The organism is Streptomyces sp. NPDC057682 (assembly GCF_042799575.1).
Classification (GTDB): Bacteria; Actinomycetota; Actinomycetes; order Streptomycetales; family Streptomycetaceae; genus Streptomyces.
In genome coordinates this window covers 434,927-451,417 of record NZ_JBHVIN010000001.1, presented here as the reverse complement: position 1 = coordinate 451,417, position 16,491 = coordinate 434,927, and the positions used below count along the sequence as shown (strand labels likewise).

1 protein-coding gene is annotated in these 16,491 nt (G+C 75.5%); it reads right to left on the bottom strand.

What is annotated here, in order from left to right; all coding sequences use genetic code 11:
- Positions 1-11: 11 nt before the first annotated feature.
- Positions 12-16,424, bottom strand: a complete 16,413-nt coding sequence (locus ACFVDM_RS02025; RefSeq protein ID WP_383631677.1) for an SDR family NAD(P)-dependent oxidoreductase — start codon at positions 16,422-16,424, stop codon at positions 12-14.
- Between the last annotated feature and the right edge of the window lie 67 nt (positions 16,425-16,491).

The window sequence follows — 16,491 nt, the reverse complement described above, 5'->3', positions numbered from 1 at the left end:
CGGCGTCGGGGTCAGCTGAGTTCGCCGCCGGCCAGGGCGGCCCGTACGAGGTCGTCGACGGCCATCTCCTCGATGGCGGGACCCGACGCGTCCGCGGCGGCGGGACCGGGGTCCCCGGCCGGTTCGGTGCGGGCGAGTCCGAGGAGCGTGTCGAGCAGTCCGGATTCGCGCAGCCGCGCGGCCGGGATCGACAGCAGGGCCCGGCGCACGGCCTCGTCGTCCAGGGCGTCCCCGGCCGCGGACTCGGCCGCCGGTTCGGGACGCAGTTCCTCGCCCAGGAACCCGGCGAGGGAGGCGGAGTTGGGGTAGTCGAACATCAGGGTGGCGGGCAGGCGGAGGCCGGTGGCCTTCTGGAGCCGGTTGCGGAGTTCGATCGCGCCGAGCGAGTCCAGGCCCAGTTCGGTGAAGCCCCGGTCGGCGGGGACCCCGGACGGGTCGCCGTGGCCGAGGACGGCGGCGGCGTGGCCCCGGACCAGCTCCTCCAGATAGCGGGTCTGCTCGGGGCCGGTGCGCAGTCCGGCCAGCTTGGCGCGGACCAGGGAGCCGTCCGTGTCTCCCGCGCCCGCGGCCGGCACGGCGGCGGGCCTGGGGGCCGTGCGGACCCGTGGTCCGGCCAGGTCGCGCAGCAGGGCCGGGATCTCGTCGGCGCGTTCGCGCAGCGCCGCCCGGTCGAGCCGGACCGGGGCGAGCAGGGCGGCGTCCTGGGCCATGGCCCGGTCGAACAGCGCGGTCCCGTCCGCGAAGGACAGCTCCAGCACCCCCGAGCGGCCCATGCGGCGCAGGTCCGCGTCGGTCAGCTCCGGGCCCTCCCCGACCGTGCCCTCCCACAGGCCCCAGGCCAGCGAGGTGGCCGCGAGCCCGGCGGCCCGGCGTTCGGCGGCCAGGGCGTCGAGGAAGACGTTGGCCGCCGCGTACGTGGCCTGGCCCGCCGGGAGGATCTGCCCGCCGGCCGAGGAGTAGAGGACGAACGCGGCCAGACCCAGGTTCCGGGTCAGTTCGTGCAGGTGCCAGGCGGCGTCGACCTTGGGCCGCAGTACCGCGCCGACCTGCTCCGGGGTGACCGCGCCGACGAGCGCGTTGTCCATGACACCGGCCGCGTGCACGACACCGGTCAGCGGGTGCGCGTCCGGGATCTCGTCGAGCAGCGCGGCGAGCGCGTACCGGTCGGCCGCGTCCACGGCGACGATCCGGACCGACTCGGCCCCCGCCCCGGTGAGTTCGGCGCGCAGGTCGGCCGCGCCCGGGGCGTCCTCGCCCCGGCGGCTGGTGAGCACCAGATGGCGGACGCCCCGTTCGGCGACGAGATGCCGGGCGAGCACCGCGCCCAGCAGTCCGGTGCCTCCGGTGATCAGGACGGTGCCGTCCGCCGCCCACTCCAGGGGGGTTCCGGGGGCGTCGGCGGGTGCGTAGCGGGGCACCAGGACGCGTCCCTCCCGTACGGCGATCTCGGTCTCGCCCGAGGCCAGGGCGGCGGGCAGGGCCGTGGCCGAGGCGGCGGCGGTGTCGAGGTCGACGACGGTGAACCGGCCCGGGTTCTCGGCCTGGGCCGCCCGCACCACACCCCACAACGGGGCCTGGACGCAGTCGACTCGGTCCGTGTCGTCGGCGACGACGGCGTTCCGGGTGACGAGCACCAGCCGGGATTCCGCGAAGGCGGGCTCGGCCAGCCACTGGCCGAGGGTGTCGAGGAGCCGGCCCACACAGGTGCGGACCCGCTCGGGGACCCCGCCGGTGGCTCCGAAGACATCGGAGACGTCCGGCGCGGTCAGCAGCACCGTGTCCGGCACCCGGTCCTGGGCGGCTGCCTCGGCGAGGGTGGTCACCGCGCGGAAGCCCGGCAGCGGCGACCCGACGACGAGCACGTCACCGGCGGCCTGCGGTGCGCCCGTCCGGGGCTCCGACCAGTCGATGCGGAAGAGGCCGGCTCCGCCGCCCGTGCCGTCGGCGGCGAGCTGAGCAGGCGAGACCTCGCGCACCACCAGCGACTCGACCGTGGCGACGGGCTCACCGGTCGGCGCGGTGATCCGCAGCGCCACGGCGTCCGGGCCCGGCTTCGTCAGCCGTACCCGCAGGGCGGTGGCACCGGTCGCGTGCAGGGTGACCCCGTTCCAGGCGAACGGCAGTGCGGCCCGCACGGGCCCCTCGTGGTCCGCGTCGAAGATCCGCTCCGCGTGCAGGGCGGCATCGAGCAGGGCCGGGTGCAGGGCGAACGCGGCGGCCTCGGTCCGGGCGTGCTCCGGAAGCCCGATCTCGGCGAACAGCTCGTCTCCGCGCCGCCAGGCCGCCGTCAGCCCCTGGAAGACCGGCCCGTACCCGTACCCGAGTCCGGCCAGGTCCTCGTACATCCCGCTCACGTCCACCGCCCGCGCACCGGCCGGCGGCCAGGACTCCAGGTCCTGCACCACGGGCGCCGGCTCGGGGGCCAGCACACCGCGCGCGTTACGGGTCCACGGAGCGCCCTCGGGCAGGTCCTCGGCCCGCGAGTACACGACGACGTCCCGCCGCCCCGACGCGTCCGCCTCGCCCACCGTGACCTGCACGGCCACCCCGGCCTTCGCCGGCAGCAGCAGCGGCGCCTCCTGCGTCAGCTCCTCCAGCCGCGCACAGCCCGCCTCGTGCCCGGCGCGCAGTGCCATCTCGATGTAGGCGGTGCCCGGCAGCAGCACGCTCCCGTGCACGGCGTGGTCCGCGAGCCACGGGTGCGTGGCCACGGAGAGCCGACCGGTCAGGACCGGTGCCCCGCTCTCCGGCGACACGACCACGGCACTGAGCAGCGGATGCCCGGCGGGCACCTGCCCCAGCCCGGCCGCGTCCCCGACGGCGGCGGGGGCGTCCAGCCAGTACCGGGTGCGCTGGAAGGCGTACGTCGGCAGCGCGACCCGACGCGCACCGCTCCCCTCCAGGAACGCGCCCCAGCCGACCTCGGCCCCACGCGTCCACACCGCCCCGGCCCCGGCCATCGCCACCCGGACCTCGTCCCGGTCGCGCCGCACCAGCGGCACGAAGGCACTGCTCTCCTCCTGGGCCGAACCGGCCCCGAGGGCGGTGAGAACGGCGTCCGGCCCGATCTCCACGAAGGTACGGGCACCGAAGCGCTCGGCAGCACGTACGGCATCGGCGAAACGCACCGCTTCCCGCACCTGACCGACCCAGTACTCCGCCGACTGCCAGTCGGACGTCAGCTCACCCGTCACGGTCGAGACCGCCGGAATACGCGGCTCGGCATACGACAGCGACGCGGCCACCGCGCGGAACTCGTCCAGCATCGGCTCCATCAGCGAGGAATGGAACGCGTGCGAGACGGAGAGGCGGCTCGTCTTACGGCCTGCGGCAGCGAAGTACTCGCCCACCGCCACGGCCTCCGCCTCCCCACCGGAAACCACCACGGACCGGGGCCCGTTGACCGCCGCGATCGAGACACCCTCCGTGAGGATCGGAAGGACTTCCTCCTCGGTCGCCTGCACGGCGACCATCGCGCCCCCGGCGGGCAACGCCTGCATCAGACGCCCACGAGCCACGACCAACCGCGCGGCGTCCGGAAGCGACAGCACCCCGGAGACATGCGCGGCAGCCAGCTCACCGATGGAGTGACCCACCACCACGTCCGGAGTGATCCCCCACGACTCGACGAGCCGGTACAACGCGACCTCGAAGGCGAACAGCGCGGGCTGAGTGACCCCGGTCGCGTTCAGCGCATCCGCGTCCTCACCCCACACCACATCCCGCAGCGACGACCCGAGATGCACGTCGACCTCCGCACAGACCGAGTCGAAGGCCTCCGCGAACACCGGGAAGGAGTCGTACAGTTCGCGGCCCATCCCCAGCCGCTGCGCACCCTGCCCCGTGAACAGGAACGCGGTCTTCCCGCTGGTGACGCTTCCGCGCGTGCCCTCGCCCTTGGCGAGGGCCGCGAGTTCGCGCAGGGCACCGTCGGTGTCCGTGGCGAGGACGAGGCCCCGGTGCTCCAGGGCGGCCCGGCCGGTGGCCAGGGTGTGGGCGATGTCGCGGAGGTCCGTGCCGGGTGCGGTGAGCAGGCGGTCGCGGAGGGCGGCGGCCTGGCGGGCGGGGGCCTCGGGGTCCGCGCCCGAAAGGAGCAGGGGCACCGGGCGGACGAGGTCCGGACGGTCCTGCCGTTCGCCGGCCGGGTGCGCCGGCTGCGGGGCCTCCTCGACGATCAGGTGGGCGTTCGTGCCGCTGAGGCCGAAGGAGGAGACGGTCGCGCGGCGCGGCCGGTCCTCGCGGCGCGGCCAGGGGCGCGCCTCGGTGAGCAGGCGGACGTGTCCGGCCTCCCAGTCGACCTCGGGAGAGGGCTCGTCCACGTGCAGGGTCTTGGGCATCAGACCGTTGCGCAGGGCCATGACGGACTTGATGACACCGCTGACACCGGCCGCCGCCTGGGCATGGCCGATGTTGGACTTGATGGAGCCGAGCCAGACCGGATCGTCGGCGGTGCGGCCCTGTCCGTAGGTGGCGAGGAGGGCCTGGGCCTCGATGGGGTCGCCGAGGCGGGTGCCGGTGCCGTGGCCCTCGACGAGGTCCACGTCGGAGGTGGTCAGACCGCTCGCGGCCAGGGCGCGCTGGATGACGCGCTGCTGGGAGGGGCCGTTGGGGGCGGTGAGCCCGTTGGAGGCGCCGTCCTGGTTGATGGCGGTGCCCCGGATGACGGCGAGGACGTTGTGGCCGAGGCGTTCGGCGTCGGAGAGCCGCTCGACGAGGAGCAGGCCGACGCCCTCCGCCCAGCCGGTGCCGTCGGCGCCGGCCGCGAAGGCCTTGCAGCGGCCGTCGGCGGAGAGTCCGCGCTGCTGGGCGAACTCCACGTAGATCTCGGGCGTCGACATGACCGTGACGCCACCGGCCAGCGCCATGCCGACCTCGCCGCGCCGCAGGGCCTGGCAGGCCATGTGGAGCGCGACCAGGGAGGAGGAGCAGGCGGTGTCGACGCTGACCGCCGGACCCTCCAGGCCCAGGGTGTAGGCGACGCGTCCGGTCAGGATGGAGGCGGCGGTGCCGTTGCCGAGGTAGCCGGCGACGTCGTCGGGGATGTGCTGGAGGCGCGAGGCGTAGTCGTGGTACATCACGCCCGCGTACACACCGGTCTGGCTGCCGCGCATGGCCGTCGGGTCGATGCCCGCGTCCTCGAAGGCCTCCCAGGCCGACTGGAGGAGCAGCCGCTGCTGCGGGTCCATGGCCACGGCCTCGCGCGGGCTGATTCCGAAGAACGCGGGGTCGAACTCGGCGGCGTCGTAGAGGAATCCGCCGTCCCGGGCGTACGTCTTGCCGTGCAGTCCCGGCTCCGGGTCGTAGATGCCCTCGGTGTCCCAGCCCCGGTCCTCGGGGAATCCGGCGACGGCGTCGCGGCCCTCGGCGACCAGGTCCCACAGGTCGTCGGCGGAGCGCACCCCGCCCGGGAAGCGGCAGCTGATGCCGACGATCGCGATGGGCTCGTCGTCCGAGACGCCCGTCGCGGGTGCGGCGGCCTCGACGGGCGCCTCGTCCCGCGCACCGCCGAACTCGCCGTCCAGGTAGTCCGCGACGGCCCGGGTGTTCGGGTAGTCGAAGACGAGAGTGACGGGGAGCCGCAGCCCGGTCGCGGCGTTGAGCGCGTTGCGCAGCTCCACGGCGGCCAGGGAGTCGAAGCCCAGCTCCTTGAAGGCCCGGTCCACACCGATGGTGTCGGCCGATTCGTGGCCGAGGACGGCGGCGACCTGTCCGGCGACCAGCTCGCGCAGGGTCCGGGTCCGGTCGGCCTCGGTGAGGGAGGCCAGCCGGCGGGCCAGGGTGTCGCCGCCCGGTGCGGCCGCCGCGGTCCGGCGCTGCGCCGGGCGGGCGGCTGCGGCGGTGGCGCGCAGCAGCGGCGGTACGTCGGCGCCACGGGCGTGCAGGGCGGCCGGGTCGACGAGGAGCGGGGCGACCAGGGCGTGCCGGGTGCGCAGCGCCTCGTCGAAGAGGGCGATGCCGCGTTCGGCGGGCAGGGCGGGCAGGCCGAGCCGGTTCATCTTCTCGACGTCGGCGTCGGTGAGTTCGCCGCCGAGCCCCGTGTTGACGGCCCACAGCCCGTACGCGAGTGCGGTGGCCGGCAGGCCGAGGGTGCGGCGGTGGGCGGCGAGGGCGTCCAGGAAGACGTTGGCGGCGGCGTAGTTGCCCTGCCCGGCGGGCAGCACGAGCCCGCCGGCCGAGGAGAACATCACGAACGCCGACAGGTCCAGGTCCCGGGTCAGCTCGTGCAGGTGCCAGGCGGCGTCCGCCTTGGGCCGCAGCACGGTGTCGAGCCGTTCGGCGGTCAGCGCGCCGATCAGACCGGGGTCGACGACTCCGGCCGCGTGCACGACACCGCCCAGCGGATGCTCACGGGGTACGGCGTCGAGGACGGCGGCCAGGGCGTCCCGGTCTGCGGCGTCGCAGGCCGCGATCCGCACCCCTTGGGCACCGGCCGCGAGGAGCCGGTCGCGCAGTCCGGCCGCGCCCGGGGCGTCGGGGCCCCGGCGGCTGGTGAGCACCAGGTGGCGCACTCCGTGCCGCTCGACGAGGTGGTGGGCGACCCGGGCGCCGAGACCGCCGGTACCTCCGGTGACCAGGACGGTCCGCTCGCCGTCCCAGGGCGCGTCGGCCTCGGGCACGGCGGTCCGCACGAGCCGGGGGATCAGGAACCGGCCGTCGCGCAGCGCCAGTTCGGGTTCGCCCTGGGCCAGCGCGGCACCGACGGCGTCCGGGAGCCCGGCGGTGTCGATCCCGGTGGCGGGATCGGCGTCCAGCAGGACGATCCGGCCCGGGTTCTCGGCCTGCGCCGCCCGGACGACGCCCCAGACGGGCGCCTGGGTCAGATCGGGGGCCGAGGCGTCGTCGGTGGTGACGGCGCCCCGGGTGACGACGACGAGCGTGGTGGCGTCGAAGCGTTCGTCGGTCAGCCAGGTCTGTATCTGGTCGAGGACGTACGCGGTGGTCGTACGGACCGCCTCGGGCACCGGCCAGCCGCCCGGCACCGGGCAGCAGGCCAGGACGACGGCCGACGGGTCGGAGAGGATCGCCAGACCGTACTCGTCCAGCACCGCCGGGGAGGACGGCAGCGGCGCGGCCGGCTGCCGCAGCGGCGTCCACTCGATGTGGTGCAGGGCGTCGGAAACGGGCCCCTCGGCCACCGCGAGCTGGTCGGGCGAGACCGGGCGGCAGATCAGCGAGGACACCGTCATCACCGGGCTGCCGGTCTCGTCGGCGACGACCATCGCCGACTCCTCCGCGCCCCGGATACGCCGGACGTACACGCGCAGCGCGGACGCGCCCGCGGCGTGCAGCGCGACCCCGCTCCAGGCGAACGGCAGCAGCGCCTCGGTGCCGCCCTCGCCCTGGTCGACCACCACGTCCACGTGCATGGCGATGTCCAGCAGCGCCGGGTGCAGCCCGTAGTCGGCGGCCTCCCCGCGCACCGTCTCCGGCAGGGCGACCTCGGCGAACAGTTCGTCGCCGCGCCGCCAGGCCGCCGTCAGGCCCTGGAACGCCGGGCCGTAGCCGTAACCGCGTTCCCGCAGCCGCTCGTACGCCCCCTCGACCACCACCGGGGCGGCGCCGCGCGGCGGCCATGTGGTCAGGTCCGCCCCGGGTACCTCCGGCGGGGCGCCGGTGGCGAGGAAGCCGGTGGCGTGCCGGGTCCAGTTGTCCTCGGGCGCCCCGTCCAGCCGGGAGTGGATGTGCAGCGGCCGGCGGCCGGAGGCGTCCGGGGCCCCGGCGGCGACGCGCAGGGACGCGCCGCCGTGCTCGGGCAGGACGAGGGGCGCCTCCAGGGTCAGTTCCTCCAGGAGGTCGCAGCCGACCTGGTCCCCGAGGCGCACGGCCAGTTCGACGAACCCGGTGCCGGGCAGCAGGACCGCCCCGTGCACCCCGTGGTCCGCGACCCAGGGCTGCCCGGCGGCCGACAGCCGACCGGTGAGCACCACCGACCCGGACTCCGGCGCCACGACGGCCGCGCTGAGCACCGGGTGCTCGACCGCGTCCAGCCCCGCCGAGCCCACATCGCCCGTCTTCGCGGTGACGTCGAGCCAGTAGCGCTTGCGCTGGAAGGCGTACGTCGGCAGGTCCACCAGCGGCCCGCCGGTCCCGAGCACGGCGGCCCAGTCCACGTCCGCCCCGCGCGCCCAGGCCGCCCCGGCCCCGGCCACGACCTCACGGACCTCGTCCCGGTCACGCCGCACCAGCGGCACGAAGGCACTGCTCTCGTCCTCGGCCGAACCGGCCCCGAGGGCGGTGAGGACGGCGTCCGGCCCGATCTCCACGAAGGTACGAGCACCGAAGCGCTCGGCAGCACGTACGGCATCAGCGAAACGGACGGCTTCGCGGACCTGACCGACCCAGTACTCCGGGGACTGCCAGTCGGACGTCAGCTCACCCGTCACGGTCGAGACCGCCGGAATACGCGGCTCGGCGTACGACAGCAACGCGGCCACCGCGCGGAACTCGTCGAGCATCGGCTCCATCAGCGAGGAATGGAACGCGTGCGAGACGGACAACCGACTCGTCTTACGGCCTGCGGCAGCGAAGTGCTCGCCCACCGCCACAGCCTCGGACTCCACACCGGAAACCACCACGGACCGGGGCCCGTTGACCGCCGCGATCGAGACACCGTCCGTCAGAACCGGCAACATCTCCGCTTCCGTCGCCTGCACCGCGACCATCGCACCCCCGGCAGGAAGTGCCTGCATCAGCCGACCGCGCGCGACCACGAGCCGGGCCGCGTCTGCGAGCGACAGCACCCCGGAGACGTGCGCGGCGGCCAGCTCGCCGATCGAGTGGCCGACCACCACGTCCGGAGTGATTCCCCACGACTCCACGAGCCGGTACAACGCCACTTCAAAGGCGAACAGCGCGGGCTGAGTGACCCCGGTCGCGTTCAGCGCGTCCGTGTCCTCACCCCACACCACATCACGGAGCGACGACCCGAGATGCGTGTCGATCTCCGCACAGACCAGATCGAAGGCACTCGCGAACACCGGGAAGGACGCGTGCAGTTCGCGGCCCATGCCGAGCTGCTGCGCACCCTGCCCCGTGAACAGGAACGCCGACTTGCCTTCCTGGACCGCGTCGGCGCCGGTGAGCAGGGAGAGGGCGGTGGTGAGGTCGTCGCGGTCGGTGCCGAGGGCGAGGGCGCGGTGTTCGAGGGCGGCGCGGCCGGTGGCGAGGGTGCGGGCGGCGGCGGCGAGTTCGGTGTCGGTGAGGTGGGGGAGCCGGTCGCGGAGGCGGCCGGCCTGGGCGTGCAGGGCCTCGGCGGTGGCACCGGAGACGGGCCAGGCGAGGAGGGCGGGGAGCGCGGGGGCCGGGGCGGTCGCCGTCGGGGCCGGCTCCTCGGCCTGCTCGATGATCACGTGGGCGTTGGTGCCGCTGATGCCGAAGGAGGAGACGGCCGCGCGGCGCGGGTGGCCCGCCTGCTCCCATTCCCGGGCCTCGGTGAGGAGGGAGACATCCCCGGCCGACCAGTCGACCTGGTCCGACGGGGTCTCCGCGTACAGGGACTTGGGCAGGACGCCGTGGCGCATGGCCATGACCATCTTGATGATGCCCGCGACACCGGCGGCGGCCTGCGTGTGGCCCATGTTCGACTTGATGGAGCCCAGCCACAGGGGCCGGCCCTCGGGCCGCTCCTGGCCGTAGGTCTCCAGGAGGGCCTGCGCCTCGATCGGGTCGCCGAGGCGGGTTCCGGTGCCGTGCGCCTCGACGACGTCGACCTCGGCGGCCGACAGGCCCGCGTTGGCGAGGGCGCCCCGGATGACGCGCTGCTGGGCGGGGCCGTTGGGGGCGGTGAGGCCGTTGCTGGCACCGTCCTGGTTGAGGGCGGAGCCCTTGACCACGGCCAGGACGCGGTGGCCGTTGCGGCGGGCGTCGGACAGCCGTTCCAGGAGCAGGACACCGGCGCCCTCGCCCCAGCCCGTGCCGTCCGCACCCGCCCCGAAGGACTTGCAGCGGCCGTCGGAGGACAGACCGCGCTGGCGGGCCATGTCGAGGAAGGTGTCCGGGGTGGACATGATCGTGACACCGCCGGCCAGGGCGAGCGAGCACTCACCCGCCCGTAGCGCGCGGGCCGCCATGTGCAGCGCCACCAGCGACGAGGAGCACGCCGTGTCGACGCTGACCGCCGGGCCCTCCAGGCCCAGGGTGTAGGCGACGCGGCCCGAGACGACGCTCGCGAGGCTGCCGTTGCCGTGGTAGCCCGCCACGTCGTCGGGGAGGGGGCCCAGGCGCAGCCCCCAGTCGTGGTACATCACCCCGGCGAAGACCCCGGTGTCCGTGCCCTTGACCGAGCGGGGGTCGATGCCCGCGCGCTCGAAGGTCTCCCAGGCGACCTCCAGGAGGAGCCGCTGCTGCGGGTCCATGGCCTGGGCCTCGCGCGGGCTGATCCCGAAGAACGCCGGGTCGAAGTGGGCGGCGTCGTACAGGAAGGCGCCCTCGGTGGAGTAGGTGCGGCCGGGCTTGCCGATCTCCGGGTCGTACAGGCCGGTGTCCCAGCCCCGGTCCGTGGGGAACGGGCCGATGGCGTCGGAGCCGTCGGCGACGAGCTGCCACAGCTCCTCGGGCGAGGTCACCCCGCCCGGGTAGCGGCAGGCCATGGAGACGATGACGACCGGATCGTCGTCGGTGGCCCCGGCACGGGCGGCGGGGGTCTGCGGACCGGCCGCCGTGGCCTCGCCGACGAGCTTGGTCACCAGGTACTCGGCGAGGACCGTGGCCGTGGGGTAGTCGAAGGTCAGGGTGGCGCTGAGCCGGAGCCCGGTCGCGGTGGCGAGGCGGTTGCGCAGCTCCACGGCGGCCAGCGAGTCGAAGCCCGTCTCCATGAAGGCGCGGGTGGCGCTGACCTCGTCGGCGCTGTGGTGGCCGAGGACGGCGGCGGTCTCGGTGCGGACCAGGCGCAGGACGTGCGCGAGCCGGTCGGCGGCGTTCATCTCCGCGAGGAGCGCGGCGAGCGGGGCGGTGCCGGTCGCGGCGGCCGGGCCGTTTGCCGCGCGGGCGGCGGGGGCGGTGCGGGGCCGGACGAGGGCGCGCAGCAGGGTGGGCGTGCCGTCCGTACGGGCGCGTACGGCGCGGGGGTTGACACGTACGGGGACGACGGCCGGTTCGTCCGTGCGCAGCGCCTTGTCGAGCTGGGCGAGGTTCTCGGCGAAGGACAGCGAGTCGAGGCCGAGGCGTTCGATCCGGGTCAGGGCGGCGGCGTCCAGCGAGGCGCCCATGCCTCCTCCGCCGGCCCACAGGCCCCAGGCGAGCGAGGTGACGACCTGGCCGGCCGCGGCCCGGCGGGCGGCCAGGGCGTCCAGGAACAGGTTGGCGGCGGCGTAGTTGCCCTGGCCCGCGCCGTCGAGGACGGTGGAGGCGGAGGAGAACAGGACGAACGCGGCGAGCCCGAGGTCCGCCGTCAGCTCGTGGAGGTGCCAGGAGGCGTCCACCTTGGGGCGCAGCACGGTGTCGAGCCGGGCCGGGGTGAGGTGGCCGGTCAGTCCGTCGTCGATGACGCCCGCCGCGTGCACCACGGCGCGCAGCGGGTGCGCGTCCGGGACGGCGGCGAGCAGGGCGGCCAGGGCGTCCCGGTCCGCGACGTCGGTCGCGGACACGGTGACGTCGGCGCCGTGCTCCGCGAGTTCCGCGACGAGTTCGCGGGCCCCGGGCGCGTCGGTGCCGCGCCGGCTGGTGAGGACCAGATGGCGGACGCCGTGCTCGCGGACCAGGTGGCGGGCGAGTTCGGCGCCGACGCCGCCGGTGCCGCCGGTGAGCAGGACGGTGCCGGTCGCGTCCCAGGGCGCCGGGCGCTCCTCCTCGGGGGCGGGCACGGCGGTGAGCCGGGGGACGTACATGCGGGCGCCGCGCAGGGCGAGTTCGGGTTCGGCCGTGGCGGCCAGCGCCCGGCCGAGACGGGCGGCACCGGCCTCGTCGGTGTCGACCAGGACGAACCGGCCGGGGTTCTCCGCCTCGGCGGAGCGCACCAGACCCCAGACGGGTGCCTGGCCGAGGTCGACATCGGTGCCGGGGACGGCGGCGCCGCCCCGGGTGACGACGGCGAGCCGCGACCCCGCGTTGCGGTCGTCGGCCAGCCAGGCCTGGACGGCGGCCAGCGCGTCGGCGGCGACGGCGCGGACGGCGGCGGGCACGTCGCCCTCCGGAGTGGCCGGAACGCGGTAGACGACGAGGTCCGGGACCACGTCCCCCGACAGGTCGCCGGACTCAGCGAACTCCGCTGCTTCTGCCGGGAGTTCCGCGTCGTGCCAGCGGACGGCGAGCAGCGGGTCGGAGCGGTCGGCGGCGAGCTGGGCGGCGGTGACGGCGCGCAGCAGCAGCGATTCGACGCGGGCGACGGGGGCGCCGGTGGCGTCCGCGACGGTCACGTCCAGTTCGTCGGAGCCGCTGGCGGTGATGCGGACGCGGACGGCGGGCGCGCCCGCCGCGTACAGGGTGGCCCGGTTCCAGGAGAACGGGACCCAGGTGCCCTCCGGCCGCTCGCCGACGGACGCGAGGGCGTGGTCGGCGGGGTGCAGGGCGGCGTCCAGGAGCGCCGGGTGGAGTCCGTAGCCGGCCGCGTCGGCGCGTATGTGCTCCGGGAGTTCGACGTCGGCGTAGACGGCGCCGTCCAGGAGCCAGGCGGCCCGCACCCCGTGGAAGGCGGGGCCGTAGCCGTAGCCCTCGCCGGCCATGTCGGTGTACAGGGTGCTGACGTCGAGGGGGACGGCTCCGGCCGGGGGCCAGGCCCCGGCCAGGGCGGCGGTGTCCGGCTCCGGGGCCGCGGGGGCGAGGACGCCCGTGGCGTGGCGGGTCCAGGGGTCCTCGGCGTCCTCGGCGCCGTCCGGGCGGGAGAAGCACTCGACGGTGCGGCGGCCGGAGGCGTCGGCGGGGGCCACGACGACCTGGAGGTCGACGCCGCCGGACGCGGGCAGCACCAGCGGGGCCTGGAGCGTCAGCTCCTCGACCGTGCCGCAGCCGGTCTCCGTCGCGGCCCGCAGGGCCAGTTCGACGAAGGCCGTGCCGGGCAGCAGGGTGACGCCCGCGATGGTGTGGTCGGCGGTCCAGCGGTGGGTGCGCGGCGCGACCCGCCCGGTGAGGACGGTGGTGCCGGTGCCCGCGAGGTCGCCCGCCGAGCCGAGAACGGGGTGCTGGGAGGCGAGCCGGCCGAGGCCGGTGGGGGCGGACGGTTCGGGGGCCAGCCAGTAGCGGCGGGTACGGAAGGCGTACGTGGGCAGCTCGACGGGCCGGGTGCGGTGCCCGGCGTACAGAGCGTCCCAGTCGATCAGCGCCCCGCGCACCTGGGCGAGGGCCACGGCCCCCAGCACCTCGCGGACCTCGTCCTTGCCGGCGCGCAGCAGCGGGGCGAAGACGGTGTCGGCCTCGCGCTCCTCGGGCAGGCAGTTCTGGCCCAGGGCGCTGAGGACGCCGTCCGGGCCGAGTTCCAGGAAGGTGCGGGCGCCGCCGTCGGTGAGGAGCCAGTCCATGGCGTCGGAGAAGCGCACGGCGTTGCGGACGTGGTCGGTCCAGTAGTCCGGGGAGCACAGTTCGGCGGCGGTCGCGAGCCGCCCGGTGACCGTGGAGACGACCGGAATCGCGGGCGCGGCATAGCTGAGGACCCCGGCGACGCGGCGGAACTCCTCCAGCATCGGTTCCATCAGCGGCGAGTGGAAGGCGTGGCTGACCTGGAGCCGCTTGTTCTTGCGCCCCTGCTCCGCGAAACGGGCGGCGAGCGCGACGGTGGCGTCCTCCTCGCCGGAGAGCACCACGGAGTCCGGTCCGTTGAGCGCGGCCACGGCGACCCGCTCGCTGAGCAGCGGGAGGACTTCCTCCTCGGTGGCCTGTACGGCGATCATGGCGCCGCCGGCGGGGAGTTCCTGCATCAGCCGGCCGCGCGCGGCGACGAGGATCGCCGCGTCCTCCAGGGTGAGGACCCCGGCGACGTGGGCGGCCGCGATCTCACCGATGGAGTGCCCGGCCAGGAAGTCGGGCCGCACCCCCCACGACTCGACCAGGCGGAACAGCGCCACCTCGACGGCGAACAGCGCGGTCTGCGCGTACCGCGTCTCATCGAGCAGCGCCGCCTCCGGCGTCCCCTCCTCGGCGAACAGCACGTCCCACAGCGACAGGTCGAGCTGGAGGTCGAGCCAGCCGATCGCGTCCGCGAGGGCGTCCGCGAAGACCGGGTGGGCGTCGTAGAGGCGGCGGCCCATGGCGAGGCGCTGGCTGCCCTGGCCGGTGAAGAGGAACGCGAGGCGCCCGGCGGGCAGGGTGCCCGTCCGGGTGTCCGCGGTGTCCGTCCCCTCCGCCAGGGCGCGCAGCCCGGCGAGGAGTCCGTCGCGGTCGGCGGCGACGACCGCGCCCCGGTGCTCCAGCGCGGCCCGGCCGGTGCCCAGCGCGTGCCCGAGGTCGGCCGGGGTGAGGTCGGGGCGCTCGGCCAGGAAGCCGGCGAGGCGGGCGGCCTGGGCGCGCAGCCCGTCGTCGGAGCGGGCCCCGACGGGGACGAGCACGGGAGCGGAACCGGCGCCGGAGCCGGCATCGGAGGCAGAACCGGCCTCGGAATCCGCGTCGGAGCCGGCGTGGGCACCGGGGATGCCGGCGTCGCCCTCGACGGGCTCGCCCGCGTCCTCGGCGGGCGGTTCCTCCACGATCACATGGGCGTTGGTGCCGCTGATGCCGAATCCGGAGACACCGGCCCGGCGCGGCCGGTCCTCGGTCACGGGCCACGGAACGGGCTCGGTGAGCAGCCGTACGGTCCCGGCTGACCAGTCGACGTTGCCGGTGGGGGCGTCCACGTTCAGGGTGCGGGGCAGCACCCCGTTCCGCATCGCCATGATCATCTTCATGAGTCCGGCGACCCCGGCGGCGGCCTGGGTGTGCCCGAGGTTGGACTTCACCGAGCCGAGCCACAGCGGCCGGTCCGCGGGCCGGTCCTTGCCGTAGGTGGCGATGAGCGCGCGGGCCTCGATCGGGTCGCCGAGGGTGGTGCCGGTGCCGTGCGCCTCGACCGCGTCGACGTCGCCGCCGGTGAGCCCGGCGTCGGCGAGGGCCTGGGTGATGACGCGCTGCTGGGCGGTGCCGCTGGGGGCGGTGAGGCCGTTGCTGGCCCCGTCCTGGTTGACGGCCGAACCGCGGATGACGGCGAGGACCCGGTGGCCGTTGCGGCGGGCGTCGGAGAGCCGTTCCACGACGAGCAGACCGACGCCCTCGGCGAAGGAGGTGCCGTCGGCGCCCGCCGCGAACGCCTTGATACGGCCGTCCGGGGCGAGCCCGCGCTGCCGGCTGAACTCCGTGAACAGCCCCGGGGTGCTCAGCACGGTCACCCCGCCGGCCAGTGCCATCGCGCACTCGCCCCGGCGCAGCGACTGGACGGCCAGGTGCAGGGAGACCAGCGAACCGGAGCAGGCCGTGTCGACGGTCAGCGCGGGCCCCTCCAGGCCGAGCGCGTACGCGACCCGCCCCGAGGTGACGCTGAGCGCGCCCCCGGTGACGAGGTACCCGGTCAGGTTCTCCGGGGCGTCCTGGACGCGCGGCCCGTACTCGGAGGGGCCGGCGCCGATGAACACGCCCGTACGGCTGCCGCGCAGCGAGGTCGGGTCGATGCCCGTCCGCTCCAGCGCCTCCCAGGCGGTCTCCAGGAGGAGCCGCTGCTGCGGGTCCATCGCCAGCGCCTCGCGCGGCCCGATCCCGAAGAACTCGGCGTCGAACTCCGGGGCGTCGTGCAGGAATCCGCCGGTACGGGTGGAGCAGGTGCCGGGCACGGACGGGTCGTCGCCGAACAGCGCGTCGAGGTCCCAGCCGCGGTTGTCGGGGAACGGCCCCACCGCGCTCGCCCCGCCGTCGACCAGGTCCCACAGCTCCTCCGCCGAGCGGATGCCGCCGGGGAACCGGCCGCTGATGCCGACGACCGCGATGGGCTCGCCGTCGAAGGCCGGAGCCTGCTCGGCGGCCGGCTCCACCCGGGCGGCGGGGGCACCGAGCAGTTCTGTACGGACGCAGTCGGCGAGCAGTTCGGGGCTCGGGTGGTCGAAGGCGGCGGTCACCGGCAGGGCCAGCCCGGTCTCCGCGTTCAGGCGCGCGTGCAGGTCGACCAGGGCGATGGAGTCCAGCCCCAGCTCCCGGAACGAGGTGCGGGCGACGACCACCGGCTCGGTGTCGGGGCGGACCTTGCGCAGGCACGCCGCGGTCTGCTCGCAGACCAGATCGGTGAGGAGCCTGGTCTGCTCGCTCAACGGCAGCCCGGCCAGCCGGCCGGCCAGCGCGGCGGCGCCGGAGACCTGTTCCGGGCCGGGAGTCGCCTCCGTACCCGCCGGAGCGGCGGCCCCGGAAGTCTCCTCCGCACCACCCGGAGCGACCGCCCCGGCGGCCTGTTCCGGGCCGGGAGCCCCCTCCGTGCCCCCCGGACCCGACGGCCGGCCGGCCTCCGAGCGTCCCCCCGGGCGGACCTCCGCGCCGGACATGTCATCAGCGACAGGATCGAAGCCCGCGGACATCTGCACGCTCCCAGCTCGTATCGAATGCCCCGCG